The organism is Streptomyces sp. MMCC 100 (assembly GCF_041538145.2).
GTDB lineage: Bacteria > Actinomycetota > Actinomycetes > Streptomycetales > Streptomycetaceae > Streptomyces.
Genome location: NZ_JBGORK020000001.1, coordinates 3,597,687 through 3,620,480 on the forward strand (window position 1 = coordinate 3,597,687; position 22,794 = coordinate 3,620,480).

General features: G+C 73.5%; 24 protein-coding genes. 11 read left to right on the forward strand and 13 right to left on the reverse strand.

Annotated features, from left to right (window positions below):
• Nucleotides 1-491: 491 nt before the first annotated feature.
• Together ABS735_RS16765 and ABS735_RS16770 are read right to left on the reverse strand one after the other, a co-directional pair.
• Entirely contained in the window at nt 492-1,883 is a 1,392-nt protein-coding gene (locus tag ABS735_RS16765) for an MFS transporter (protein WP_373906199.1), read from the reverse strand.
• A gap of 64 nt (nt 1,884-1,947) precedes the next feature.
• The gene (locus ABS735_RS16770; protein WP_373905365.1) at nt 1,948-2,394 is read right to left on the reverse strand and encodes a MarR family winged helix-turn-helix transcriptional regulator; all 447 of its coding nucleotides are present in this window, start codon (nt 2,392-2,394) and stop codon (nt 1,948-1,950) included.
• Between the two features lie 317 nt (nt 2,395-2,711).
• Here ABS735_RS16770 and ABS735_RS16775 point away from each other — a divergent pair, with 317 nt between their 5' ends.
• Both ABS735_RS16775 and ABS735_RS16780 read left to right on the forward strand, forming a co-directional pair.
• Nucleotides 2,712-4,091, forward strand: coding sequence for an N-acetylmuramoyl-L-alanine amidase (locus tag ABS735_RS16775; protein ID WP_373905364.1), 1,380 nt, complete (start codon nt 2,712-2,714; stop codon nt 4,089-4,091).
• The gene (locus ABS735_RS16780; protein WP_373905363.1) at nt 4,085-5,383 is read left to right on the forward strand and encodes a hypothetical protein; all 1,299 of its coding nucleotides are present in this window, start codon (nt 4,085-4,087) and stop codon (nt 5,381-5,383) included. The genes ABS735_RS16775 and ABS735_RS16780 overlap by 7 nt, the downstream gene beginning before the upstream one ends.
• On the opposite strand, the gene ABS735_RS16785 is transcribed toward ABS735_RS16780, so the two are convergent.
• Nucleotides 5,320-6,375 carry an ArsR/SmtB family transcription factor gene (locus ABS735_RS16785; protein WP_373905362.1) on the reverse strand — a complete coding sequence of 352 codons (1,056 nt, stop codon included), beginning with the start codon at nt 6,373-6,375 and terminating at the stop codon, nt 5,320-5,322. The two genes, ABS735_RS16780 and ABS735_RS16785, sit on opposite strands and share 64 nt — an antisense overlap.
• Before the next feature lie 145 nt (nt 6,376-6,520).
• Between ABS735_RS16785 and ABS735_RS16790 the strand changes: the two genes are divergently transcribed.
• Nucleotides 6,521-6,919 (forward strand): ribosomal maturation YjgA family protein, encoded by a 399-nt coding sequence (locus ABS735_RS16790; RefSeq protein ID WP_373905361.1) that lies wholly within the window; start codon nt 6,521-6,523, stop codon nt 6,917-6,919.
• Here ABS735_RS16790 and ABS735_RS16795 read toward each other — a convergent pair.
• From ABS735_RS16795 to ABS735_RS16805, 3 genes are read right to left on the reverse strand one after another with little or no spacing between them, the layout of a single operon-like run.
• Nucleotides 6,906-7,763: a 5-oxoprolinase subunit C family protein gene (locus ABS735_RS16795; protein ID WP_373905360.1), complete on the reverse strand. Its 858-nt coding sequence runs from the start codon at nt 7,761-7,763 to the stop codon at nt 6,906-6,908. The genes ABS735_RS16790 and ABS735_RS16795 overlap by 14 nt on opposite strands.
• Complete coding sequence (locus ABS735_RS16800; RefSeq protein ID WP_373905359.1) at nt 7,760-8,482, reverse strand: 5-oxoprolinase subunit B family protein; 723 nt, start codon at nt 8,480-8,482, stop codon at nt 7,760-7,762. Before ABS735_RS16800 ends, ABS735_RS16795 begins: the two co-directional genes overlap by 4 nt.
• Complete coding sequence (locus ABS735_RS16805) at nt 8,479-9,231, reverse strand: LamB/YcsF family protein (protein WP_373905358.1); 753 nt, start codon at nt 9,229-9,231, stop codon at nt 8,479-8,481. The genes ABS735_RS16800 and ABS735_RS16805 overlap by 4 nt, the downstream gene beginning before the upstream one ends.
• Before the next feature lie 218 nt (nt 9,232-9,449).
• On the opposite strand from ABS735_RS16805, the gene ABS735_RS16810 reads away from it, so the two are divergent.
• The 4 genes from ABS735_RS16810 (at nt 9,450) to ABS735_RS16825 (ending at nt 12,897) form a co-directional block, all read left to right on the forward strand.
• A complete protein-coding gene (locus ABS735_RS16810) occupies nt 9,450-10,169 on the forward strand; it encodes a DUF969 domain-containing protein (RefSeq protein WP_052841386.1) in 720 nt (239 codons plus the stop codon).
• Nucleotides 10,166-11,140, forward strand: a complete 975-nt coding sequence (locus tag ABS735_RS16815; RefSeq protein WP_373905357.1) for a DUF979 domain-containing protein — start codon at nt 10,166-10,168, stop codon at nt 11,138-11,140. The genes ABS735_RS16810 and ABS735_RS16815 overlap by 4 nt, the downstream gene beginning before the upstream one ends.
• An 81-nt stretch (nt 11,141-11,221) precedes the next feature.
• On the forward strand, nt 11,222-11,872 hold the full coding sequence (gene pcp / locus ABS735_RS16820) for a pyroglutamyl-peptidase I (RefSeq protein WP_373905356.1): 651 nt from the start codon (nt 11,222-11,224) through the stop codon (nt 11,870-11,872).
• The gene (locus ABS735_RS16825; protein WP_373905355.1) at nt 11,872-12,897 is read left to right on the forward strand and encodes a DUF2891 domain-containing protein; all 1,026 of its coding nucleotides are present in this window, start codon (nt 11,872-11,874) and stop codon (nt 12,895-12,897) included. Before pcp ends, ABS735_RS16825 begins: the two co-directional genes overlap by 1 nt.
• A 7-nt stretch (nt 12,898-12,904) precedes the next feature.
• Here the strand turns inward: ABS735_RS16825 and ABS735_RS16830 are convergent, their stop codons facing one another.
• On the reverse strand, nt 12,905-13,696 hold the full coding sequence (locus ABS735_RS16830) for an alpha/beta fold hydrolase (RefSeq protein WP_373905354.1): 792 nt from the start codon (nt 13,694-13,696) through the stop codon (nt 12,905-12,907).
• An 80-nt stretch (nt 13,697-13,776) separates the two neighbouring features.
• Nucleotides 13,777-13,947: a 50S ribosomal protein L32 gene (gene rpmF / locus ABS735_RS16835; RefSeq protein ID WP_373905353.1), complete on the reverse strand. Its 171-nt coding sequence runs from the start codon at nt 13,945-13,947 to the stop codon at nt 13,777-13,779.
• Between the two features lie 427 nt (nt 13,948-14,374).
• Here rpmF and ABS735_RS16840 point away from each other — a divergent pair, with 427 nt between their 5' ends.
• Nucleotides 14,375-15,703: an SGNH/GDSL hydrolase family protein gene (locus ABS735_RS16840; RefSeq protein WP_373905352.1), complete on the forward strand. Its 1,329-nt coding sequence runs from the start codon at nt 14,375-14,377 to the stop codon at nt 15,701-15,703.
• 235 nt (nt 15,704-15,938) lie between these two features.
• Here the strand turns inward: ABS735_RS16840 and ABS735_RS16845 are convergent, their stop codons facing one another.
• From ABS735_RS16845 to ABS735_RS16855, 3 genes are all read right to left on the reverse strand, one after another.
• Nucleotides 15,939-16,472, reverse strand: coding sequence for a TetR/AcrR family transcriptional regulator (locus tag ABS735_RS16845; protein ID WP_373906198.1), 534 nt, complete (start codon nt 16,470-16,472; stop codon nt 15,939-15,941).
• Nucleotides 16,473-16,494: 22 nt separating this feature from the next.
• The gene (locus ABS735_RS16850) at nt 16,495-17,331 is read right to left on the reverse strand and encodes an alpha/beta fold hydrolase (RefSeq protein ID WP_373905351.1); all 837 of its coding nucleotides are present in this window, start codon (nt 17,329-17,331) and stop codon (nt 16,495-16,497) included.
• Nucleotides 17,332-17,413: 82 nt separating this feature from the next.
• Nucleotides 17,414-17,644 (reverse strand): hypothetical protein, encoded by a 231-nt coding sequence (locus ABS735_RS16855; RefSeq protein ID WP_373905350.1) that lies wholly within the window; start codon nt 17,642-17,644, stop codon nt 17,414-17,416.
• A gap of 273 nt (nt 17,645-17,917) precedes the next feature.
• On the opposite strand from ABS735_RS16855, the gene ABS735_RS16860 reads away from it, so the two are divergent.
• The 3 genes from ABS735_RS16860 (at nt 17,918) to ABS735_RS16870 (ending at nt 20,759) form a co-directional block, all read left to right on the forward strand.
• Nucleotides 17,918-18,895 carry a DUF6807 domain-containing protein gene (locus ABS735_RS16860; protein ID WP_373905349.1) on the forward strand — a complete coding sequence of 326 codons (978 nt, stop codon included), beginning with the start codon at nt 17,918-17,920 and terminating at the stop codon, nt 18,893-18,895.
• The gene (locus tag ABS735_RS16865) at nt 18,889-19,617 is read left to right on the forward strand and encodes a cupin domain-containing protein (protein ID WP_373905348.1); all 729 of its coding nucleotides are present in this window, start codon (nt 18,889-18,891) and stop codon (nt 19,615-19,617) included. The genes ABS735_RS16860 and ABS735_RS16865 overlap by 7 nt, the downstream gene beginning before the upstream one ends.
• A 125-nt stretch (nt 19,618-19,742) precedes the next feature.
• Entirely contained in the window at nt 19,743-20,759 is a 1,017-nt protein-coding gene (locus tag ABS735_RS16870) for a homoserine dehydrogenase (RefSeq protein ID WP_373905347.1), read from the forward strand.
• Nucleotides 20,760-20,792: 33 nt separating this feature from the next.
• Here the strand turns inward: ABS735_RS16870 and ABS735_RS16875 are convergent, their stop codons facing one another.
• Nucleotides 20,793-21,782: an NAD(P)-dependent alcohol dehydrogenase gene (locus ABS735_RS16875; protein ID WP_373905346.1), complete on the reverse strand. Its 990-nt coding sequence runs from the start codon at nt 21,780-21,782 to the stop codon at nt 20,793-20,795.
• 109 nt (nt 21,783-21,891) lie between these two features.
• On the reverse strand, nt 21,892-22,518 hold the full coding sequence (locus ABS735_RS16880) for a dihydrofolate reductase family protein (RefSeq protein ID WP_373905345.1): 627 nt from the start codon (nt 22,516-22,518) through the stop codon (nt 21,892-21,894).
• Nucleotides 22,519-22,794: the final 276 nt, after the last annotated feature.

Below are 22,794 nucleotides of genomic sequence, written 5' to 3' on the forward strand. Positions count from 1 at the left end.
CGACGGCTGGACAAAAGGACGAGTACCCGGAGGTGCGCCGCTGTACGGGACGTTCCGTGACGAGGGCAGAGTGTCCCGCCCCGAAGGCGGGCAGCGGGCCGAAGCCCACGGCATAGGGCAATGGCAAGAGCAAGGTGTGTTTCAACCGGAGGTGGTACGCGCAACCCGCTGCCACCATGCCCCCCAGGCGCGCCCCTCCCGCGGCGGCGCCGCTCAGCAGCGGCAGCGGTACGCACAGTCTTAAGGGCCGCCCCGGCTGCGACGGCCACTGTCCGGGGGCGGCAGGTCACCACTGGCCACCGGCTTGTCGGAGCGCCCGCAGACCGTGTCGCGTTGTGCGTCGACCGCGTCGTGGGACCAGCCCACCGAGAGCTGGCCGGCCGGCACGGCCACGGCTACCACCGCTGAACCCGCCGGTCCGCGGATCGATGCACTTGCGGGAAGCAGTTCTAGGGCCCGCGGCCCCTCAGGCCTGAACCGTCGGGGGTTGCTCAGGCCGCTGCCCGCGTGTCCGTTCCCGCCGTTCGGCCGAGCGTGCGGTCGAAGAGAGTGAGCAGCAGATAGAGCACACCGGCGCCGAGCATGACCCAGGCCAGCCGGTGCAGGCCGCCGGTGTCGGCGTGTTGCCCGAAGGAGGCGGCGGTCGCGGACGAGGCGACCATCGAGCCGATGTAGGCGAACGTGCGCAGCAGCCCGGCGGAGGAGGCGGTGCGCTCCGGATCGGTCTGGAAATAGACGGAGTTCTGCAGGGCCAGGTTGTTCAGCCCCTGCGGGATGCCGAAGACCAGCGCGACCAGGAGCAGCGTCCACAGCGGGCTGTTCCCGTTCAGCGTGAGGATCACCAGGCACGCGACGATCTGTCCGGCCGCGCCGAGCAGTAGCTTCCCCCGGACACCCGTACTGCGCCCCGACACGATCGAGACTCCGATCGCCAGCAGGAACATGGGTATCTGCGCCAGGCCGGCGTGGAAGGGCGTCAGCCCGAAGCCCTCCTCGGTCCACTGGGTGAAGCCGTAGAGGAAGGAGTAGGCGACGACATAGGCGACGAGCGCCCGTCCGTAGGTGGCCAGCAACGGGGCGTTGCCGCCGAGCACGCGCAGGTCGATGAAGGGCGTGGCGGCCCGCAGCTCCCGTATCGCGAACGCGGCTCCGGCGGCGGCGGAGAGCGCCAGCAGATACCAGTCGTGCAGGTGCAGGTTCATCAGGAAGAGCAGCAGCGAGACGAGCATCGCGGCGAACAGCCCCATGCCGGGCAGGTCGAGCCGGGCGGCCAGGTTCCCGTGTCGCGTGGAATCGCCCGCCGAGCCCGCCGAGCCCGCCGAGCCCGCCGGGTCCGCCTGGTTCGCCTGGTTCGCCTTGGGCAGCCGCAGCAGTCCCAGCAGTACGGCCGCGACGGCCAGCGGCACGTTCAGCGCGAAGGTGGTGCGCCAGCCGCCCACCGCGATCAGCAGACCGCCCAGCAGCGGGCCGACGACGGCGATGGTCTGGTTGGCGACCGCGAGCGCGGTGAGCACCCCGCCGGGGCTGTCCCGTCCCGTGCGCTCGGCCTCGCTGCGCACCAGCGCCATCGCCGCGGGGTAGCCGGCACAGGTGCCGAACCCGAGCAGGACCCGGGCGCCGATCAGGACGCCCAGGCCGGGTGCCAGGGCGCCGACGACACCGGCGACGCCGACGAGGCCGGTACTGAGGAGGAAGAGCCGGCGCGGCCCGAAGATGTCGATGAGCCGGCCGACGACCGGCTGCCCGAGCGACGTGGCCAGATAGAGGGCGGAGACGAGCCAGGCGGTCTGCGAGGCGGGTGCGCCCAGGGCCCTGCCGATCGGTACGAGGGCGACCGCGATGATCGTCGAGTTGATCGGGTTCAGCACCGAACCGAGCAGCATCGGCGGCAGCAGCCTGCGGTCGAAGCCGGGCTTCTCCGCGCCGACGGCCGGGCCCGCCTTCGCGTCAGTCACGGGTCAGTCGCTCCAGTACGGCCATGGTCGCGATCACCGCGCGGCGCTCCTCCTCCGTGCATCTGGCCTGCAGGCGATCGGCGAGCCATTCTGTCCGGGCCTGACGGCCTTCCTCCACCCGACGCACGCCCTCAGCGGTCAGCGTGATCAGCAGGCGGCGCCCGTCGTCCGGGTCGGGATGCCGCTCCACCAGCCCCATGGAGGCGAGCGCCGCGACCGTCGCCGTCATCGACTGGTGCCGGACCCCTTCGGTGGCGGCGAGCTCGCTGGCCGTGACGCCTCCCTTGTCGGACAGCCGGGCCAGGACCGAGGACTGGCCCAGGGTGAGGTCCTCGACCTCGGACGCCTTCAGGATGCGTCGGCGCAACCGGCTGATGACCGCACGGACCTCGCGCGACGCCTGGACGGCAGACGGTGACGGGCTCTCGTTCTCGCTCATGCCTCCAGATTAATGTCCGCAGGAAGAGCTGTACAGCCTTGGCTGTACATGTAGCTGTGCAGGCCGGCCGTACGCATCGGCTGCGCATGTCGGCTTCGCATGTGGGCTGCACGCGTGACCGCAAGGCCTTTCGCTCAGGCTGCAATGACTTGCTCACGACAAGTTGGGCGATCCATCATGCGACGACCGGTGTGCGAACAACTCCCGTGCCTCGCGGGCGCGTTCGGCCCACGCATCCGGTCGGCCGCGCCCTCCCGGTGCCCGTGCGGTCGTCACCCCACACCCCCCGCGGGCACCGGAGAGAGCGGAGCCCCCACATGTCCTCCGGACTCCCCGCCAGACGTGCGCGCACCGCACTGTGCGCCGCTGCCGTCGCAGCCGCCCTGGCCCTGACCGGCCAGCCGTCCCCGGCCACCGCCGCACCCGCGCCGCCCGTCCCGCCCGGCACCTCCGTCAACGCGGCGTTCGCCCGTGCGGCCGACGCCCACGACGTCCCCCGGGACCTCCTCGTCGCCATCGGCTACGGCGAGACCCGCCTCGACGACCACGCCGGACTGCCCAGCCAGGACCACGGCTACGGCATGATGCACCTGGTCAGCAACCCCGAACGGCACACCCTGGAACGGGCCGCGCGGCTCACCGGCGCGAGCCTCGCCGACCTCAGGCAGGACACCGGCGCCAACATCCGGGGCGCCGCCGCCGTACTGCGCGCCCTGGCCGACGAGGCCGGCCTCGACGCCGCCGACCGTGACCGGCTCGGCGCCTGGTACCCCGTCGCCGCCCGCTACGGCGCCCCCGGCGGCAAGGCCGCGGCCCGCCTGTACGCCGACGCGGTCTACGAGATCCTCGGCGAGGGCGTACGGACCCGTGTCGACGGCGGCGAACAAGTCACCGTCGCCCCGCGCACGGTGCGGCCCGAACGCGGCACGTACGCCGGGGTGGACACCGGGGCGGGACTCGCCGCGGCCGCCGAATACCCCTCGGCGCTCTGGAACCCGGCCTACTCCGGCAACTACGCCGCCGGCCGCAGCTCGGCCGTCACGACCGTGGTCATCCACGTCACCCAGGGCTCGTACGCGGGGTCCATCAGCTGGTTCCAGAATCCGTCCGCCCAGGTCAGCGCTCACTACGTGGTGCGGTCCTCCGACGGGCAGATCACCCAGGCGGTGCGCGAGGGCGACACCGCCTGGCACGCCCGCTCGGCGAACCCCTACTCCGTCGGCGTGGAGCACGAGGGCTACGTCGACGACCCCGCCTGGTTCACCGACGCCATGTACCGCTCGTCGGCGGCGCTGACCCGCTACCTCACCGACAAGTACGGAATCCCCAAGGACCGCGCGCACATCGTCGGACACAGCGAGGTCCCCGGCAACGACCACACCGACCCCGGCCCCAACTGGGACTGGGCCTACTACATGAGTCTGGTCCAGGGCGACGACGGCGCCACCGGGACCCCGTTCCCCACCTGGGGGACGGACGTGAGCATCCGTCAGCAGCCGACGACCGGCTCCGCACGGGTGGCGAGTCTGCCAGGACCGACGTCCGTCCGCGTGGCCTGCCAGGTCCACGGCGGCCTCGTCGAGTACGACGGCTACAGCAACGACGCCTGGTCGTACCTGCCCGACCACGGCGGTTACGTCTCCAACATCTTCATCGACGTCGACGACGCCTGGCTCCCGGGAGTGCCCACATGCTGACGCCTACCCTCCTCCGCCGCGGCTCCGCCCCGCGCCGCAGACCGCGGACCACCCGCGCCCTGACCGGCACGGTGGGCCTGCTCGCCCTCGCCGGCATGACCCTCGCCGCCGCGCCCGCCCCGGCCGCCGACGCCGCCGTCCCGCCCGCCCCGGTGTCCTGGCGCGCGGACCTGTCCAGGACCGGCACCGACGACGTCAACGTCCGGTACGACTCGGGCGCCCTGCGGGTGCGCGACGGCTCCGTCAGCCCCGCCTCCCTCGGCCGGGACCGCGGCTACGCCTCCGCCGTACTGGAGACGCACCACGTGGACCGGCCCGTGAACCGGGTCACCGCGGACCTCGACGCGACGGTGCCCGACGCGGCGAGCGTCGAGGTCGACGTACGCGGACGCACGGCCGACGGCACCTGGACCGAGTGGCGGCGGGCGGCGGCCGGCACCCCGGCCGAGCTGCCCCGTGACGTCGTCGACGTCCAGGCCCGCCTCACCCTGTGGAACGCCAAGGGCGAGCCCACCGCGGCCGTGCGCGCGGTGACCCTGACGGCGGACGACACGGGCACCGCCCCCGCCGAACCCGCACCGGCGGCGACGGCCTCCGCCTTCTCCGCCCGCGTCTACGCCACCCGCGAGGGGCTCGTCGGGCACACCACCGCCAACGGTCACGTCATCCAGGCGAACGACCACTTCGTGGCGCTCCCCTCCCGCCGTGCCCTGTCACCCAACGGCAGCGGTCAGTACTCGGTGCAGGTGTGCGGGCCCGCTCGCTGCGAGACGGCACCGGTCTGGGACGTCGGCCCGTGGAACACGCACGACGACCACTGGAACCCCTCGGCGCAGCGCGAGCAGTGGAAGGACCTGCCGCAGGGGCTGCCCGAGGCGCAGGCCGCGTACGAGGACGGCTACAACGGCGGGCGCGACGAGTTCGGCCGGCAGGTCGCCAACCCGGCCGGCATCGACCTCGCCGACGGCACCTTCTACAACGTCGGCCTGAACGACAACGGCTGGGTGACCGTCACCTACCTGTGGACCGACGGCGGCGGAGACACCACGTCGTTCCCGACCTGGGGCACCGACGTGAGCGTCCGGCAGCAGGCGACGGCCGCATCCACGCGCGTGGCGAGTCTGCCCGGGCCCACGACCGTGCGCGTGCGGTGCCAGGTCCACGGCCAGCTCGTGAACTACGACGGCTACAGCAACGACGCCTGGTCCTACCTGCCCGACTACGGCGGTTACGTCTCCAACATCTTCATCGACGTGGCCGACGCGTGGCTCCCGGGCGTGCCCACCTGCTGAGCCTCCAGGAGCGCGGACCCCAACGCCGTACGGTGGTGCAGCACCCGGTTGCCCTCGCGCCGGGTGCTCACCAGCCCCGCCTCGCGCAGTACGGCGGCGTGCCGGCTCGCCGTGGAGGGGGCCAGGCGCAGCGCGGTGGCCAGGGCCGTCGTCGTCATCGGCGCCTCCAGCGACTCCAGCATCCAGGCCCGGGACGCGCCGATCAGCTGCGCGACGGACGGCCCGGCCGCGCCGGACCGCAGCCGCGGGAGCCAGCCGGGCTCAGGGCACAGCGGATGCACCAGCACGTGCGGCAGCGACTCGTCCACCAGGGCCAGTGGGGCGCGTACGCAGAAGAAGGCGGGCACCAGCGTCAGCGGGCGCCCGCCCAGCCGCAGCAACCGGGGTTCGGGATAGGGGGTGGCGAGCCGGGTGCCGTCGGGCCGCCGCCAGCCCGGCAGCTCCGCGTAGCTCGCCAGCAGCGCCTCCGCCCCGCCGGCGAGCGCCGCCTCGGCCCGACGGGCACGGTCCTGACCGGCCCGGGCGCGGATCACGGACAGGTACGGTGCCACGGCGAGGGCGTGGTAGCGCCGCAACGTGCCGCCGAGCCAGCGCAGTGCCGTCGACTCCCCGGTGGCGACCCACCGCACACTGCGCGGAACCGGACCGTGCGACTCCGCACACAACCGGGTCAGTTCGGTGACGAGTCGGCGCCGGGGCGTCGACTGCACCCGGTCCACGGCGTCCTCCAGTCCGAGGTCGCCGAGACCGGGCGTCAGGAAGTCCGGGAAGTACCCCGCGGCCGGACACAGCGACATCAACGCCCTGACGTCGTCGGTCAGTCCGGCCCGGTGGAGGGCCCGGCGCACCTCGCGCCGCCAGGGGTCGTAGGCCAGGGACTCCTGGCCGTTCTGGAGCAGCTGCAGGCTCAGCACCGTCTCCCAGAGGGCGTCGGCGCCCCGCGCCACCCGTAACCGGGCCAACGCGCCCTGGTCGAACTCGACTTGAAGCACTGACCCCACTCCACTCGCGTCCCGGCGGATTCTCGCGGAAGCTGACCACGCAGTCGTGCGGTGCAGGACGATGGTGCCCGAGGTCTACGCGCGTCCGCCACAGGCCGTGGAGAATCGGCGGCGGAACCGACCGCACAATGGACGCATGACCTCCTCCTCCACCAGGGTCCCCGCGCGGGACGATCCGACGCGGAAGCGCCTCGCGGCCGCGACGGCCGCAGCGGTGATCGTCGGCGCCGGACTGGCACTCAGGGCCGTCGCGACGGGGGAGGTGGCCAAGTACGGCGGAGACGCGCTGTACACCCTGCTGCTGTTCGCCCTCGTCCTCGTGGCGGCGCCGAGAACGGCACCGGCGAAGGCCGCCGCCGTGGCCCTGGCGGTGAGTTGGGGAGTGGAGTTCCTCCAGCTCACCGACGGGCCGGCGCACCTCGCCCGGCAGAGCACGGCGGCCCGTCTGGTGCTGGGGTCCACCTTCAACGCACCGGACCTGTTCTGGTACGCGGTCGGCGCGGTGACCGGCTGGTCGGTCGTCAGGCGCGTGTGAAGCGCAGCGGTGTTCCGACCGCAGCCTGGGCCGCCGCCGCGAGAGCCGGCTCCGGGACGACCGCGACGACCGGATAGCCCCCCGTCGTCGGGTGGTCGTGCAGGAAGATCACCGGACGTCCGTCCGGCGGGACCTGTACGGCGCCCAGAACCATGCCCTCACTGGGCAGTTCACCCGTCGACGTGCGCTGCAGCGGCGGCCCCTCGGTGCGCAGGCCGATCCGGTTGCTGTGCGGGGAGACACGGTAGGTGGCCGAGGTGAGCGTGCGCAGCGCGGCCGGGGAGAACCAGTCGGCGCGGGGACCCAGGCGCACCGGCAGGACCAGTTCGGCCGGCGGTCCGGGCCAGGGGGCGGCGACGGGCAGCGGCACCGGCCGCGGGGGAGCGCCCACCGCCACGACGTCCCCGTCGCGCAGGGGATCCGGGCCCAGCCCCGACAGCAGGTCCGTGGAGCGGCTGCCCAGGACGGGTTCGCCGGCGATGCCGCCCGCGACGGCCACGTACGAGCGGACGCCCGCGGTCGCCACACCGACGTCCAGCACCGAGCCCGCCGGCACCCGCACCGGGGCGCCCCAGGCGGCCGGCCCGCCGTCGACCGTCACCGGGCAGGGTGCCCCGCCGACCACGACGGTGACGTCCTGGTCGGGCCGCAGGGCACAGCCGGTCAGGGTCGTCTCCAGGACGGCGGCGTCGGGGTCGTTGCCGAGGAGGCGGTTGGCGAGCCGCATCGCGGGCGCGTCCAGCGCGCCGGAGCGGGGGACGCCCAGATGCGCGTGGCCGGGCCGGCCCGCGTCCTGCACCGTCGTGAGCGCACCGGAGCGCACCGTCGTCAGCTTGGCCGTCATGCCCCGGCCTCCGGGTCCGCGTCGGCCGCCGTGGCGCGGTCGGCCCTGGGGTCCGCCGTCCTCGCGCTGTCCGTCCCTGTGTCGTCCGCTGTGACGAACCGCACACGCGTGCCCGGTGTGAGCAGCGCCGCCCGCTCCCGCGCCGGGTCCCACAGCGGCCGTGGGTCGGGCATGGTGCCGATCAGCTGCCAGCCGCCCGGGGTGGCGCGGGGATAGACCGCGCTGTAGGGACCGGCGAGGGCGACCGCGCCGGCCGGCACGCGGGTCCTGGGCGTGGACCGGCGGGGGACGTGCAGCCGGGGCGGCAGCCCGGTGAGGTAGCCGAACCCGGGCGCGAAGCCGCAGAACGCGACCCGGTAGGTGTGCGCGCTGTGGCGGGCGCCGACCTCGTCCGGTGCGACCCCCCACAGGGCCGCCACGTCGGCCAGATCCGGCCCGTCGTAGCGCACGGGGATCTCCACCGCGTCGCCCGTGTCGTCCGCGACCGGCGGCACCTCCCAGCCGGCGACCCGGCGGGCCAGCGCCTCCGGGTCCGGCACCCCGTCCAGCAGGACGGTCCGCGCCCCCGGCACCACCTCCGTGACCGGCGGCAGCGTACCGGCGGCGCGCCGGCGCAGCACCTCGGCGTGGAAGGCCGCGGTGTGCTCGGCGTCGGACAACTCGACGAGGAGGGCGTGGCGGCCGGCGGGACGCGCGGTGAGGGACCGTGCACCGGTCATGCGAACGCCCCGATCCCCACCCCGGCCGTCTCCAGCGCCGCACGCACCCGGGCGGCGATCCGGGCGGCGTTCGGGGTGTCGCCGTGCACGCACAGGGAGCGGGCGGCGACCGCGACGGCCGTACCGTCCACGGCCTCGACGGAGCCCTCCACGGCGAACGCCACCGCACGGCGTACCACCGCGTCCTCGTCCGTCACCACCGAGTCCGGCTCGCGGCGGGGGACCAGGGTGCCCCGCGCGGTGTAGGCACGGTCCGCGAAGGCCTCCGGGACGCCGGTGAGCCCCGCGTCGGCGGCGGCCGTGAGCAGCCGCGAGCCGGGAAGGCCCAGCACGGGCAGCGCGCCGCCCGCCAGCCGTACCCCGGCCACGACCGCACGGGCCTGCCCGTCGTCGTGGACGGTGCGGTTGTAGAGCGCGCCGTGCGGCTTGACGTAGGCGACCACGGCCCCTGCGGCCTCGGCGAACACCCGGAGCGCGCCGATCTGGTACGCCACCTCGGCCGCCAGCTCGTCGGCGGGCACGTCCATGGCGCGCCGTCCGAAGCCCGCCAGGTCGCGGTAGGACACCTGCGCCCCGATCCGCACCCCGCGCTCCGCGGCGAGGTCGCAGACGCGGCGCATCACCGAGGGATCGCCCGCGTGGAATCCGCAGGCGACGTTGGCGCTGGTGACGACGGAGAGCAGGGCGTCGTCGTCGGTGAGGGTCCAGCGGCCGAAGCCTTCACCGAGGTCTGCGTTGAGGTCGATCACACCCTGAAAGTAGACGATCGTTGAACGATCCGACAAGAGGCGGCCCGCTCGACCGCTCCCGGAGACGATGAGGATCCACCTCTTGTTAGATCGTTCAACGATCGCTAGTGTCCGTGCATCTGCCACGTATCTGGAGCTATGGTCCCCAGGACCGATGAGTCACGTTCCGAAGCTCCGGATCCGTGCCCTGCCCCCTCATGCCTGAAGAAGGCCACCGAATGATCGTTCTCCTCGGTGTGGTCGTGGTGATCCTCGGATTCGTCACGCGCCGCAACCCCGTCCTCGTGGTGGGCGTCGCCGGTATCGTCACCGGACTGCTCGGCAAGATGAACCCGCTGGAGGTCCTCGCGGCCTTCGGCCGGTCCTTCGCCGACAGCCGCTCGGTCACCGTCTACGCCATCGTGCTCCCGGTGATCGGGCTGCTCGAGCGCTACGGCCTGCGCGAGCAGGCCCGCAATCTCATCGGCCGGCTGGGCAAGCTCAGCGCCGGCCGGTTCCTCACCGTCTACCTGCTGGTCCGGCAGGTCACCGCGGCCTTCGGCCTGAACAGCATCGGCGGCCCGGCCCAGACCGTGCGGCCCCTGGTCGCACCCATGGCCGAGGCCGCCGCAGAACGCTCCACCGGGGCCAAGCTGCCCGACAAGCTGCGCGAGAAGGTGCGCTCCTACTCGGCCTCGGCCGACACGGTGGGCGTCTTCTTCGGCGAGGACTGCTTCATCGCGATCGGCTCCATCCTGCTGATCACCGGCTTCGTGAACTCGACGTACCACCAGGACATCGAGCCGACCCAGCTCGCCCTGTGGGCGATCCCGCTCGCCGTCTGCGCCTTCCTCATCCACGGTGCCCGGCTGCTGCTCATGGACAAGCAGCTCGAGCGCGAGATGGCGCAGGCCGCCGCCGAACACGACCTGCCGCTTCCCGAGGGGGCCGACAAGTGATCAAGGTCGAATGGCTGTACTGGCTGATAGGCCTCGTCTTCGTGGTGATGGCCGTGCAGATGGCCACGGACCGCAGCAATCCCAAGCGGTGGACCTCCGCCGCGTTCTGGGGCCTGCTCGGACTCACCTTCCCCTACGGCACCGGTGTCGCCAACGCCACCGCGGGCAACGGCGGCTGGACCCTGCCCGCCGAACCGCTCGGCGTCGCCGTCCTCGCCCTGATCGTGCTCGCCGGTTTCAACTTCCTCGGCAAGGGCGTCCCGGTCACCACCACCGGCGAGCAGCGCGAGGCCGCCGCAGGCCGGCTCGGCAACAAGATCTTCGTACCCGCGCTGACCATCCCGCTCGTCGCGATCGTCTGCGCCTCCGTGCTGGACGAGTCCGGCCTTTTCGAGACGGGCAAGGCCACCCTCCTCGGGCTCGGCCTCGGCTGCATCGCCGCGCTCGTCGTCGGCATGCTGGTCACCGGCGAGAAGAAGCTCTCCGTCCCGATCCACTCCGGCCGCTCCATGCTGGAGGCGATGGGCTCCGCACTGCTGCTGCCCCAGCTGCTGGCCGTGCTCGGCTCGATCTTCGCCGCCGCCGGGGTCGGCGACCAGGTCGGCGACATCATGAACAAGATCCTCCCCGACGACTCGAAGTACTTCGCCGTCGTCGCGTACTGCGTGGGCATGTTCCTGTTCACCGTCATCATGGGCAACGCCTTCGCCGCCTTCCCCGTGATGACGGCGGCGATCGGCTGGCCCGTGCTCATCCAGCAGATGCACGGCAACGAGCCCGCCGTCCTCGCGGTCGGCATGCTGGCCGGCTTCGCCGGCACCCTGTGCACGCCGATGGCCGCCAACTTCAACATCGTCCCGGCCACGCTGCTCGAACTGAAGGACCAGTACGGGCCGATCAAGGCACAGCTGCCGACGGGCATCGCGCTGCTCGGCTGCTGCACGGTCATCATGGCGCTCTTCGCCTTCTGACCGTCTCGCCTTCCGACCGCCGGTACGGGCCCCGCCCGCACCGGCACCCGTACGACCCGAACCGCAAGGCAAGGAACGCCCATGACCCGTGTCCTCATCACCGGCTTCGCCCCCTTCGGCGGCGAGCGCGTGAACCCGTCCTGGCAGGCGGCGTCCCTGGTGGCCGCCGAACCGCCCGCCGGGCTGACGGTGACCGCCGCCGAACTGCCCTGCGTCTTCGGTGAGTCCCTCGACGCCCTGCGCGACGCGATCCGGACCGAGGCCCCCGACCTGGTGCTCTGCCTGGGCCAGGCGGGCGGACGCCCGGGCGTCACCGTGGAGCGCGTCGGCATCAACGTCGACGACGCCCGCATCCCCGACAACGCCGGTGGGCAGCCCATCGACGAACCGGTGGTCCCGGGCGGCCCCGCCGCCTACTTCTCCACCCTGCCCGTCAAGGCGTGCGTCGCCGCGATGCGCGAGGCCGGCGTCCCGGCCGCCGTCTCCAACACGGCCGGCACGTTCGTCTGCAATCACGTGGCGTACGGCCTCGGCCATCTCATCGCCACCGAGTTCCCGCACATACGCGGCGGGTTCGCGCACGTGCCCTGGGCGCCGGAACAGGTGCCCGACGGCACCGCACCCGCCCTCCCGTCCGCCACCGTCGCCCACGGCCTGCGCGCCCTGCTGGCCACCGCGACCCGCACCCCCGCCGAGCAGGACCTGAAGGTCACCGAAGGAGCCACCCACTGATGCCGCTCAGCGCCCACGCGGCCCCCTTCGCCCAGCTCGCCCTGGCGAACATCACCCGCGAGTACCCCAACTTCCCCGCCCACCTGATCACCTCTGCCGACGAGCACCTCGAACCCCGTTCCCTGCACCCCGCCTTCTACGGCGCGTACGACTGGCACTCCTCGGTGCACATGCACTGGCTGCTCGTCCGCCTGCTCCGCCGGCACGGAGGCACCCCCGCGCTCCCCGACACCGATGCGGCCGTCGCCGTGCTCGACCGGCACCTCACCCCCGGCAACCTCGCCACCGAGGCCGCCTACCTGCGCGACCGCCCGTCCTTCGAGCGCCCCTACGGCTGGGCGTGGCTGCTCGCGCTCGCCGCCGAGTGCCGGGCACACGGGGGCGCGGAGGGCGAACGCTGGACCGGGGCACTGAAGCCCGCCGTGGACGCCGTCGACGGTCTGCTGGCCGACTGGCTGCCCAAGGCCACCTATCCCGTACGCCACGGCAACCATCCCAACAGCGCCTTCGCGCTGGGCCTCGCACTCGACTCCGGCGAACTGTCGGCCGGGACCGACCGGGCCGTGCGGGACCGCCTGCTGAGCTGGTTCGCCGACGACCACGACGCGCCCGCGCACTGGGAACCGTCGGGGCAGGACTTCTTGTCCCCGGCGCTCACCGAGGCCGACGCGATGCGCAGGGTCCTGGCGCCCGAGCGGCTCGCGGCGTGGCTCGACCGCTTCCTGCCCGGGCTCCGGACCGGTGCCCCCTGCGCGCTGCTGGAGGTGCCGGTCGTTTCCGACCACGCCGACCCGCAGATCGGCCATCTGCTCGGCCTGACACTCAGCAGGGCCGCGGCCCTGCGGTCACTCGCCGACGCCCTGCCCGACGGCCCGGCCCGCGCCCGCCTGGACGAGGCGGCCGGGGCGCATCTCGCGGCGGGCATGCCGGCGGTGGAGCGCGGTGACTTCACCACCGACCACTGGCTGGCGACCTTCGCCGCACTGGCCCTCGACCCGGTGGCTCCCGTGGCTCCGCGCCACTGACGTCGCGTCACTCGGTGCGCGCGGGCGCCCGCCTGACGGGCAGCATCGTTTCGACCTCGTCCTGGGTGAGGTGGTCCCGGATCAGCCCGTTGACCAGGGCCGGCTTCTCCAGCGGCACCAGGTGGGAGGCTCCGGGCACGACGGCGAGCTGCGCACCGGGAACGGCGCGGTACAGGGCGGTCGTGTGCTCCAGCGTCATCAGGTCGTCGTCACCGGCCATGACGAGCGTGGGCGCCTGGATGCGGGCCAGCTCGTCCGTGGTGAGCGTCGGCTGGGTGCGCCACATGTCGAGCACCTTCGCCGCCGCCACCGGCCAGTGGTCCGCACCGTCCGGCGAGACGGCCTCGTACATCTCGCGGAAGAACGCCAGGTCCGGTCCCTCGGGCGTCATCGCGTCGAGCATGCCGGGCTCGGCGAAGCACTCGGTGGCGGGACGGAAGTCGGCCCCGATCACCACGACCCTGCGCACCAGGTCGGGCCGGGCGACGGCGACGAGCAGGGCGACGATCCCTCCGTCGCTCCAGCCGACCAGGTGTGCGGGGCCGCCCACGACGGTCTCGACGAACGCCACGGTGTCCTCGGCCATGTCCCGGTAGGCGAGGGGACCCGTCACGTCCGGGGTGTGGCCGTGCGCGCGCCGCTCGGGCAGGAAGACGCGGTACGCGGCGGCGAGATCGGAGCGCTGCGCCCCCCACGTGTCGTTGGTGCACAGACCGCCGTGCAGCAGGACCAGCGGCTCGCCGGTCCCCTCGGTCTCGTACCAGGTCCTGACCCCAGGAAGGTCCGCGTAGTCGCCCATCGCCCAGGCCCTCTCCGGCCGCCGTCGCTCATGGCCAGTCTCCGCCGGGGCCCGCACGCCTGCAACGCGGGGGAGGAGTGTCAGCCCTCCGGGCGCAGGAGACCGCGCCGGTACGCCGGCACCAGGTGCGGCGGAACCCGCAGGGTCACCCCGTTCACCGTCACGGGCACCAGGGCCGGTGCACTCGCCTTCCACCGGGCCCGGCGGTGGCGGGTGTTGCTGCGGGACATCTTGCGCTTGGGAACGGCCATGGGAAGGGTCCTTTCGGCAGACGGCCGGACGGCTCCGCGCGCGCTCGGGGAGCGGCGGAGCCGTGCGTTGGACCTCGACGCTACATGAAAACGGTATTCATTACTAACCGCGATGCTCATGATCGGTCCGAGCGGTCCAGACGCCGCAGCGCCTGCCCGGAATCGCCCGGTGACCACGCCAAGCAGGGCCGTTCCGCCGCGGGGATCACGTCACAGCGGGTCGGTGGCTGTCCATGGCTGCCCTCGCCGCTCGCCCCACGGGCGGGACGTCGGCGCGTTCGGCTTGCGCAACACCGCGTCGGGGACGCGGAGTCGGGGTGTTCACGTTGCGCGAGAGGCCGCGGTGCCTCGAGTGGCGTGAGCCGGGGGAGGGCCGGGGAGGATCCAGTCCCGCACCCGTCCAGCCACGTCGGAAAGGCAGGCACCGATGCACCGATTCCTTGCCCGAGCACTCACCACCGCCCGGGCGCCCCTGGCCAGAGGCGTCGCGGCCACCCTGGCCCTCACCCTGGCGTCCTCCGTCCTCGCCGCGTCCGCGAGCACCGCCGCCGCTCCCGCCGGCACCGGGCCGGACCGTCACCCCGGGAGCAACGCCTGGTTCACGTCCTGGGCCGCCTCACAGCAGGGCCTCGCGCCCACCCCGCTGCGCGACCAGTCGATGCGCATGATCACCCACCTGAGCCAGGGCGGTGACGCGGTCCGGATACGCGTCCAGAACACCTTCGGCGAGGCACCGCTCACCGTCGACGCGGCGACCGTGGCTCACAGCGACGGCCAGGACGCCGCGACGCAAGGGCGCCCGCGCCCTGTCACGTTCGACGGCAGGCGGCGGGTCGTCGTCCCGCCCGGCGGTGAGGTGTGGAGCGACACCACCGCACTGAGGACCGCCGCCCAGGACGACATCGCGGTGTCGCTCTCCGTCTCCGGCACGGTGGTTCCGGGACGGCACGACAGCGCCTTCCGCACCAACTACCTGACCCCGCCCGGCTCGGGCGACCACACCGCCGACCCGGGCGGCACCGCGTTCACCGGGACGACCGGCTCCACCCTCCTGGTCAGCGCGGTCGACGTGCGCAACCCGCGCCTGCGGGGGAGCCTCGTCGCCTACGGCAGCTCAGTGGTCGACGGAACCGGGTCGACGAACTGCGGGCCGGACTGCAGCCGCCCGGGAGCCGACCTGAGGTGGACCGACGACCTCGCCCGGCGCATCACCTCCGAGCTGCCTCCCACCCGGCAGTTCGCCGTCGCCAACGCGGGCATCGGCGGCACCACCAGCGCCGCGACCTGCCCGGGCATCGGTGAGTCCGTCCGAGGCCTGGACGCCGCCGCCCGGCTGGAACGCGACGTCCTTTCCCTGCACGGGGTCACGGGGGTCCTCTACTACTACGGAACCAACGACCTCCCGGCCGGCTGCGACGCCGCGCAGATCGAGGCGAGTTACCGCGAGGTGTTCCGGCGACTGCGGGCCGCGGGCGTCCAGGTGTACGTCACGCCCATCACCCCTCGCCCGGGCTACACCGACCAGCACAACCGCGACCGGCACGCCGTCGGTACCTTCGTCTCGAAGTGGAACAGCTGCGGCGGCACCTGTGACGGGATCCTCCCCTTCGACCAGGTGCTCGAAGACCCCGTACGACCGAACAGCATCCACCCGCCGTACGACACCGGTGACGGGGTCCACGCGAACATCGCCGGCCAGCAGGCCCTCGCCGACATCGTCTCGCTCCCGATGCTGGCGGCCTCGGCCCGCCGGTGACCCACCGGCCCGGGTCCCGAACTCCCGGGCGGGCGAAGGGCGTCGACGACGAGGTCGAGCAGGCGGTGCGTGCGCTCCGGCTCGTCGTCGGCGGCCGTCGGGAGGAACACGCCGCGCAGCATCGCGGTGACGCCGTCGGGTGCGACGTCCGCGCGCAGGGAGCCCGCCCGTACCCCGTCCCACCCGGGCGCGTTCGTCCCGGCGGGTGCGCCGAAGGGGGTGCGCGGCGCTGGTGTCACAGGGTGCGCAGGCCCCGGTCCGCGAAGGCGATGAGCCACTCGAAGCTCTCGTCGACGTCGGTGCTCCACTGGAAGCCGTCCGAGGCCTGCAGCGCGGCGAAGCCGTGGAAGAGGCTGCGGAGCAGGCGCAGGGCGTGGTTCACGTCGCGGTCGTCGATGTCGTAGCCGCGCAGGACCGCGGTGAACGCGCCGAGCAGCCGCTGTCCCGCGGTGGTCAGGGGGTCCTCCGGCCCCGACGGTTCCTGGCCGATCGTCGCGGCGTACCGGCCGGGGTGTGTCAGGACGAAGGCGCGGAAGGCGCGCGCCGCGGCCGCCAGGGCGTCACGGCCCGCGTAGCCCTGGACCGCGCCACCGACGGCGTCGGCGGCCTCGTTCAGGGCGAGGACCGCGATCCGCCGGTTGAGGTCGTCCTGGCCGCTCACGTGTTTGTACAGGGAAGGGGTGCGTACGCCGACCCGCTCGGCCAGCAGGCCCATCGTCAGGTTGGCGAAGCCCACTTCGTCGGCCAGGGCGGCACCGGCCGCGACCACGGCCGCCGGATCCAGGCCCGCCCTAGGCACGGGCGGCGTCCGAGCGGAGGAAGGCGAGCACGAGCGAGACCACCTCGTCGGGGAACTGGTCGTGCGGGTAGTGACCGGCGCCCTCGATCATCTCCAGGCGGCCGAGCCCGGACGGCAGGGCATCGACGACCGCCGAACCCTCCGCGTGCGGGTCGGCCCAGTCCGGGTCGAGGGTGCCCATCACCACCAGGACCGGGCAGCGGACATTGCCGAGCTGGGCTCCGGCGTCGGTCGGGGCGCTGCGCCCCATGCCCTGCATGGCCTTCATCCGGCCCGGCTCGCGCAGCAGGGACTCGATGCGGTCGAGCCGCTCGGCCCAGTCGGCCGGCTTCACGCCCGGGTACGCCACGTCGAGGTAGGAGCGCCACAGTCGCAGGCTGCCGAACACGCCCGTGGCGATCAGTCGCAGCATGCCCCGCCGGAACCGCCTCACCCGCAGGTCGCCGGGGCGCACCGACTGCTTGCGGGTGAACGGTGCCAGCTCGACGACCGAGGTGACCAGCGAGGGTTCCCGTGCCGCGGCGATGGTGGCGGCGCCGCCCGAGACCGAGTGGCCGACCAGTACGGCAGGGCCGCCCAGGTGACGGATCAGGGCGAGCAGGTCACCCGCGATGGCGGTGCGGCTCCACTCCGGCCAGTCGACGCCGGACTCGCCGCTGCCGCGCAGGTCCACCGCGGCGACCCGGTGACCGGCGGCCACCAGCTGCGGGATCACGGCACGGTACGCGGCGCGGCTGTCCCCCATGCCGTGCGCGAGGACGATCAGTGGGCCCGACCCCGTCACCTCGTACGCGATCGTGCCGCCGTCGACAGCAAGGTACTCGGTCATGTCTCACTCCCCAGTCGGGCTAACGACATTAACTAAAAGCTACTGCCATTAGCCAGGACTGTCAACGGCGCGCCCGGAGCGCTCAGTCGGCGGGAGCGCGTCGCCCTGCCGCGCGCTGTACGGCCGATTCCACCTCGTGGTGCGGGACGCCGGTCTCGTCGGCGTAGGCGGCGATGCCCTGGGCGAGGGCGGCGGTGGCGTCGGACCAGACAGCCAGGGCGACCGTGGCGTTCTCGCCCCTGTTGCTGCGGTAACGGTTGTCCGCGGCCTCGACGGCATGCCTGAGTTCGATGAGTCGTCTCGGGATTTCCATGGTCGAAAAGCGTAGGGCGGCACGGCGTGCGCCCCGGTGTCTCGCCGAGCGAGAGTGCTCTCGAGGAGGGCACTCGTCTTTGCCCCCGCCGGTGCCCACACGGCCAGGCGGTGCAGCGGGCCCGCCGGCGCGTCGCAGGTCGTTGGGGGTTGACCTTACGGAGGCGCGCCGGTTAGAACGTGGGAACGCCATGACGGTAAGCGGTTGCTACGAGGTGGTGCCGGCATCCGCGTCCGAGGCCGGCCGCCCCCCGCGCGAGGAAGAGGACCACGCATGACGCTCTCACTCACCCATGTCCACGGCGACCGCGTCACCGTGGCCCACGGGGCGGCCGGCACCGAGCTGTTCTCCTACGTGTACCGTCCCGAAGCCGACTGGGAGGCGCCCAAGCCGTACCTCCACCCGGTCCGGACCCTGTCCGGCGCACTCGTCACGGACTACCGGCCCAACGACCACCGCTGGCACAAGGGCCTCCAGCTGACCGCTTCTCACCTGTCCGGACAGAACCTGTGGGGCGGCAACACCTACGTGCACGGCGAGGGTTACCTCGCGCTGCCGGAGAGGGTCGGCTCGATGGCCCACGTGGCCTTCGAGGAGGCCGGCGCCGAGGGAGACCGCGCCGTCATCGCCGAGAGACTGACCTGGCACCCGCACGGGGGCGAACTGTGGGCCGAGGAGGAGCGCCGCATCGAGGTCCACGACGTCGACCCGGAGCGCGGCAGCTGGACGCTCGTCTGGACGTCGGCGGTGACCAACCGGCGTGCCGAACCACTGAGGTTCGGCAGCCCGACCACCCACGGACGCCCCGCCGCCGGCTACACCGGACTGTTCTGGCGCGGCCCGCGCGCCTTCCGCGGCGGCCGGGTCTTCACCGCGGAACCGGCCGAGTCAGGCGCGACCGGCGAGTCCGTCGTGTCCTCCGCGTCCGCCGTGTCGCCCGAGGGGGACGCGATGGGCTCCCAGTCGCCCTGGCTGGCCTATGTCGGCGAGCACGACGGGCGGGACGGCCATGCCACGCTCGTCTTCGAACACGCCCCGTCCAACGACCACTCGGGCGAGAAGGGCACCCACCCCGCGCACTGGTTCGTACGCAGCGACCCCTTCGCCGCCGTCGCACCGTCCTGGGCCTTCCACGAGGAACTGGTGCTGCCGCCCGGCGAGACCCTCGCCCGGACCTACCGTGTGGTCGTGGCCGACGGCGCCTGGGACCGCGCGCGGGTCGCCGCGCACCTGGAGGGACTCGCGTGGTGAGCGCGACGTACCACGGCTTCCCGGCCGCGGTGGGCGTGTCCCGCCTGACCGTGTACGACTGGCCGACCGTCGAGGGACTTCCCGGCGGGGGCACACCCCACCTGCACCTCACGTGCGGCGAGGGCTACGTCGTCACGGCGGGCCGGGGCGCGGTGCAGACCCTCACCACCTCGGGCTTCGAGGAGACGCCCCTGGAGCCGGGCACGGTCGCCTGGTTCACGCCCGGCACGATCCACCGCCTCGTCAACGACCAGGGCCTGGAGATCACCGTCGTGATGCAGAACAGCGGCCTGCCCGAGGCGGGCGACGCCGTCCTCACCCTGCCCCAGGACCTGCTCGCCGATCCCGAGACGTACGCCGGGGCGGTCCGCCTTCCCGCCGATGTGCCCGACGCCGAACAGGCGAAGGCCGCTCGCGTCCGCCGTGACCTGGCGACCAGGCGCTTCCTCGAACTCCGTGAGGCCACCGAGAACGGCGATCCGGAGCCGCTGGCGGCGTTCCAGCGGGCCGCGGCCGAGCTGGTGCGGCCCCGGCTGGACGCGTGGGAGCGGCGATGGCGAGAGGGCGCGCACGCCGCCGCGGAGGCGACCCGGGCCCAACTCGCCGCACTGCGCGGCAAGGACGACACACACCTGACCGCCGCCCGGGTGTCCGCGACCGGACCCGCGGCGCGCGGGCGCTTCGGCATGTGCGGCAGGCTGGCCGTCTACCCGGGCATCTGACCACTGGCCCGTCGTCCCCCTCGAACCGACTCCCTGCCGGGGGCACCCGGGTCCTCGTCCCCCACCACCTCCGGGAGGGTGACCGCCCTGGTCGCGGACAGGTGATGTGAGAGGATCCCGGGTCCATGGGTGAAGCGACTGAAGCGACTCGGACCCCTGTGGTCCTCGCCGGGTACGGCCCGGTCGGGCAGGCGTTCGCCGACCGGTTGGCCCGGGACGGCGCAGCGCTCGCACGCCGTCACGGCGTACGGCCGCGGGTGGCTGCCGTACGCGCGAGCTCGGCCCAGTGCCGGCCGGGCGCCGACGGGTCGGTGCCGCCGCGCTCGCAGTGGGGTCCCGCGAGGCCGCTGGACGAGACGTTCGACCGCACGCGCGCGCGGGTGTTCGTCCAGGCCGTCCCGTCCTCACCCGAACTTCGGCAGCGTGCGGCGGAGGAGGCCGTGACCGCGCTGCGCCGGGGAATCCACGTGGTGACGGCCACCAAGAGCCACCTGCTCACGCACTGGCGGGAACTGGACGAGGCCGCCCGGGCGGGCGGCAGCCTGATCAGGATCTCCGGGGCCACCGGTGCGGCGCTCCCGGCGGGCGACCTGGCGCGCACGTCCCTGCGCGGCCTGGACTGCCGGTCGATCCGCGCCTGCCCCAACGGCACCGTCACCTTCGTGCTCGATCGCCTCGCCGAAGGCGACACGTTGAGCGACGCGATCCGTGCCGCGCGGCTCCGGGGCATCGCGGAAGCGGACCCCTCGGCGGACCTGTCGGGCGAGGACGCCGCCACCAAGGTGCGGCTGCTGGCCGCGCTGGCCTGGGGGTGGGACCCGTCGGAGGTGCGCGTGCGGGCGGAGCCGGTCGACGGGGCCACCGCGGGCCGGGCCCTGGAGGCGGCATCCCGGTCCCGTCGGCTGCGGGCGGTCGCCGGTGCGTCGGAGGCCGAGCCCGGCGTCGTGCACGTACGGCTCGAGGAGACGGAGCCGGGGGACCCGCTGCACGCGCTGACCGGGCCCGAGAAGGCCGTGGTCTTCGGCTGTCCCGACGCGGGCCAGGTGACCGTGAGCGGCGGACGGTCGAGCCCGGTGGGAGCGGCGCTGGCCCTGGTGAAGGACACCGTCGAGGTCACGGCCCCGCGCACGGGCTTCCACTGAAGCGCGGGCTCGGCGCCTGCGGATGAGGGACGTTCACGGCACGGTGATCACGGTCTTGCCGCAGGCGTGGCCCTCCTCGACGTGCCGTACCGCCTCCGCGGTGCCGGCCAGGGCGAAGGTCCGGCCGACCACGGGCGTGACCTGCCCGGCCTCGACGAGCGCGGTGACGGCGAGCAGGTCCTCGTGGGCCGGCCCGTCCGGGGTCGCCGGGAGGATCGGGCGCAGCCGTTGCCGCGTGACCGCGTTGACCGCCGTCACCTTCACCATGGCGCCGATGGCCCCGAACACGCGGCCCGGAGAGCCGCCGCCGTTGGCCACCAGGACGCCCGCCGGGGCGAGCGCCCGGCGCAGCCGGCCCAGCGGGTGGTTGCCCACGTTGTCCAGGATGACGTCGTAGCGCTCGCGTCCCTCGGTGAAGTCCTCCCGTGCGTAGTCGAGGACGTGGGCGGCGCCCAGTGAACGCACCAGGTCGGTGTTGCGGGCGCTGCACACCCCGGTGACCTCCGCGTCCAGGACCGCCGCGAGCTGCACGGCGAAGGTGCCCACTCCGCCGCCCGCCCCGTTGACCAGCACCCGCTGCCCGGACCGCACCCGGCCCACGGTCCGGATGCCGCGCAGGGCGGTCACCGCGCCCATCGGCACTGCCGCGGCCTGCTCGAAGGAGAGGCCCGCGGGCCTGGGCACCAGCAGCGGTGCCGTGGTGCACGCGTACTCGGCGAAGGCTCCCGGGCAGAAGCCCAGTACGGGATCGCCGGGGCTGAACCCCTGTACGCCCGCGCCGACTTGATCCACCACCCCGGCCGCGTCGATCCCGGCCACCCGGTGCTTCGGCCGGGTGAGCCCCATGCCTCCCGACAGCCGCGCCGCGTACGGGTCCCCACGCAGCATGTGCCAGTCGTAGGGGTTCACCGCGGCGGCGTGCACGCGCACCAGCACCTGACCGGCCCCGGCGCGGGGGCGGTCGACATCCCTCAGCCGCAGGCTGTCCGGCGGGCCGAACCTCTCCTGGACCATTGCCTTCATCGCCCTGCCACCATCCCCCCGGGGGCCCTCGGCACCGATCGCGGGTCGTGCGGTGAGGGCACCGTAGGGGCACGGCCCACCCTCGTCAATGGCCGTACCGGGGTCCACTTCACACCCCTCCTCGGCGCACCTCGTATTCCAGATGTGTGGCGTTCGGCGTCGGGTTCGCGCTCCGCCGGACCAGTGTGCGCGGTGTCCCGCCGGTGAACAGCGGTGTTCCGGAGCCCAGCACGACCGGCGCGAGGTGCAGCGACAGCACGTCGACCAGTCCGGCGTCGAGCGCCGAGCCGACCAGGGCGCCGCCGCCCATCAGGACGACGTCGAGGTCCCTGCCACGGTCCGCCGAAGCCGCCTCGGCACGCTCGCGGGCGACGGTGACGGCGTCGGGCAGGCCGGTCGTGACGAACGTCCAGTCGAGGCCGGTGAGCCGGACCGATTCCGGCTCCGAGCCCGTCACGACGACGAACGGGGGTCTGCCGACCTCCGCGGCGCCGTAGCCGACGGTGTCGTCCCAGCCGCCGGGCCCGTCGACGATGTCGAAGAGCCGGCGGCCGAGGAGGACGGCGCCGGAGCGGGCGGTCGTCTCGCGCACGATCCGGCGCTCCTCGGGGTCGTCGGAGAACGCCCAGGTGTGCAGCGCCTCGCCGCCGGTGCCCAGACCGTTCTCCGGGCCGGGGTCGGGTCCGGTGACGTAGCCGTCGAGGGAGATCGAGATGTCCGCGATGATGTGAGTCATACAGGGTCGACCCGATCCGCGGCCCGAATTCATCGCTTCGGAGCGAGACAGGCGCCGGTTCCCCACCGCTCTGCGCATTCACCGCTTCGTACAACGTTTCTACCGCGCCAGCACCCCCGCCGCGCCGTCTGCACCTCGTACTGAGACCGGCTGCCGTCCCGCAACCCGCTCGCCGTCCACGACAAGGCCAGGGAACTCGTCCCCGACGCACCGCGACCACCGGACGAGCTGGACGCCCTCCTTCGATCCGGCCCGCCCGGTCAAGGCCCCGGGCGA

What these genes read in the sequence shown, in the direction of transcription:
- ABS735_RS16850 (WP_373905351.1), bottom strand. Translation starts at nt 17,331, where the DNA reads ATGACCGAGTACCTTGCTGTCGACGGCGGCACGATCGCGTACGAGGTG.
- ABS735_RS16800 (WP_373905359.1), bottom strand. Translation starts at nt 8,482, where the DNA reads ATGACCGGTGCACGGTCCCTCACCGCGCGTCCCGCCGGCCGCCACGCC.
- ABS735_RS16830 (WP_373905354.1), bottom strand. Translation starts at nt 13,696, where the DNA reads ATGGGCGACTACGCGGACCTTCCTGGGGTCAGGACCTGGTACGAGACC.
- ABS735_RS16825 (WP_373905355.1), top strand. Translation starts at nt 11,872, where the DNA reads ATGCCGCTCAGCGCCCACGCGGCCCCCTTCGCCCAGCTCGCCCTGGCG.
- ABS735_RS16780 (WP_373905363.1), top strand. Translation starts at nt 4,085, where the DNA reads ATGCTGACGCCTACCCTCCTCCGCCGCGGCTCCGCCCCGCGCCGCAGA.
- ABS735_RS16770 (WP_373905365.1), bottom strand. Translation starts at nt 2,394, where the DNA reads ATGAGCGAGAACGAGAGCCCGTCACCGTCTGCCGTCCAGGCGTCGCGC.
- ABS735_RS16775 (WP_373905364.1), top strand. Translation starts at nt 2,712, where the DNA reads ATGTCCTCCGGACTCCCCGCCAGACGTGCGCGCACCGCACTGTGCGCC.
- ABS735_RS16860 (WP_373905349.1), top strand. Translation starts at nt 17,918, where the DNA reads ATGACGCTCTCACTCACCCATGTCCACGGCGACCGCGTCACCGTGGCC.
- pcp (WP_373905356.1), top strand. Translation starts at nt 11,222, where the DNA reads ATGACCCGTGTCCTCATCACCGGCTTCGCCCCCTTCGGCGGCGAGCGC.
- ABS735_RS16880 (WP_373905345.1), bottom strand. Translation starts at nt 22,518, where the DNA reads ATGACTCACATCATCGCGGACATCTCGATCTCCCTCGACGGCTACGTC.
- ABS735_RS16870 (WP_373905347.1), top strand. Translation starts at nt 19,743, where the DNA reads ATGGGTGAAGCGACTGAAGCGACTCGGACCCCTGTGGTCCTCGCCGGG.
- ABS735_RS16795 (WP_373905360.1), bottom strand. Translation starts at nt 7,763, where the DNA reads ATGACGGCCAAGCTGACGACGGTGCGCTCCGGTGCGCTCACGACGGTG.
- ABS735_RS16875 (WP_373905346.1), bottom strand. Translation starts at nt 21,782, where the DNA reads ATGAAGGCAATGGTCCAGGAGAGGTTCGGCCCGCCGGACAGCCTGCGG.
- ABS735_RS16810 (WP_052841386.1), top strand. Translation starts at nt 9,450, where the DNA reads ATGATCGTTCTCCTCGGTGTGGTCGTGGTGATCCTCGGATTCGTCACG.
- rpmF (WP_373905353.1), bottom strand. Translation starts at nt 13,947, where the DNA reads ATGGCCGTTCCCAAGCGCAAGATGTCCCGCAGCAACACCCGCCACCGC.
- ABS735_RS16765 (WP_373906199.1), bottom strand. Translation starts at nt 1,883, where the DNA reads ATGCTGCTCGGTTCGGTGCTGAACCCGATCAACTCGACGATCATCGCG.
- ABS735_RS16855 (WP_373905350.1), bottom strand. Translation starts at nt 17,644, where the DNA reads ATGGAAATCCCGAGACGACTCATCGAACTCAGGCATGCCGTCGAGGCC.
- ABS735_RS16790 (WP_373905361.1), top strand. Translation starts at nt 6,521, where the DNA reads ATGACCTCCTCCTCCACCAGGGTCCCCGCGCGGGACGATCCGACGCGG.
- ABS735_RS16840 (WP_373905352.1), top strand. Translation starts at nt 14,375, where the DNA reads ATGCACCGATTCCTTGCCCGAGCACTCACCACCGCCCGGGCGCCCCTG.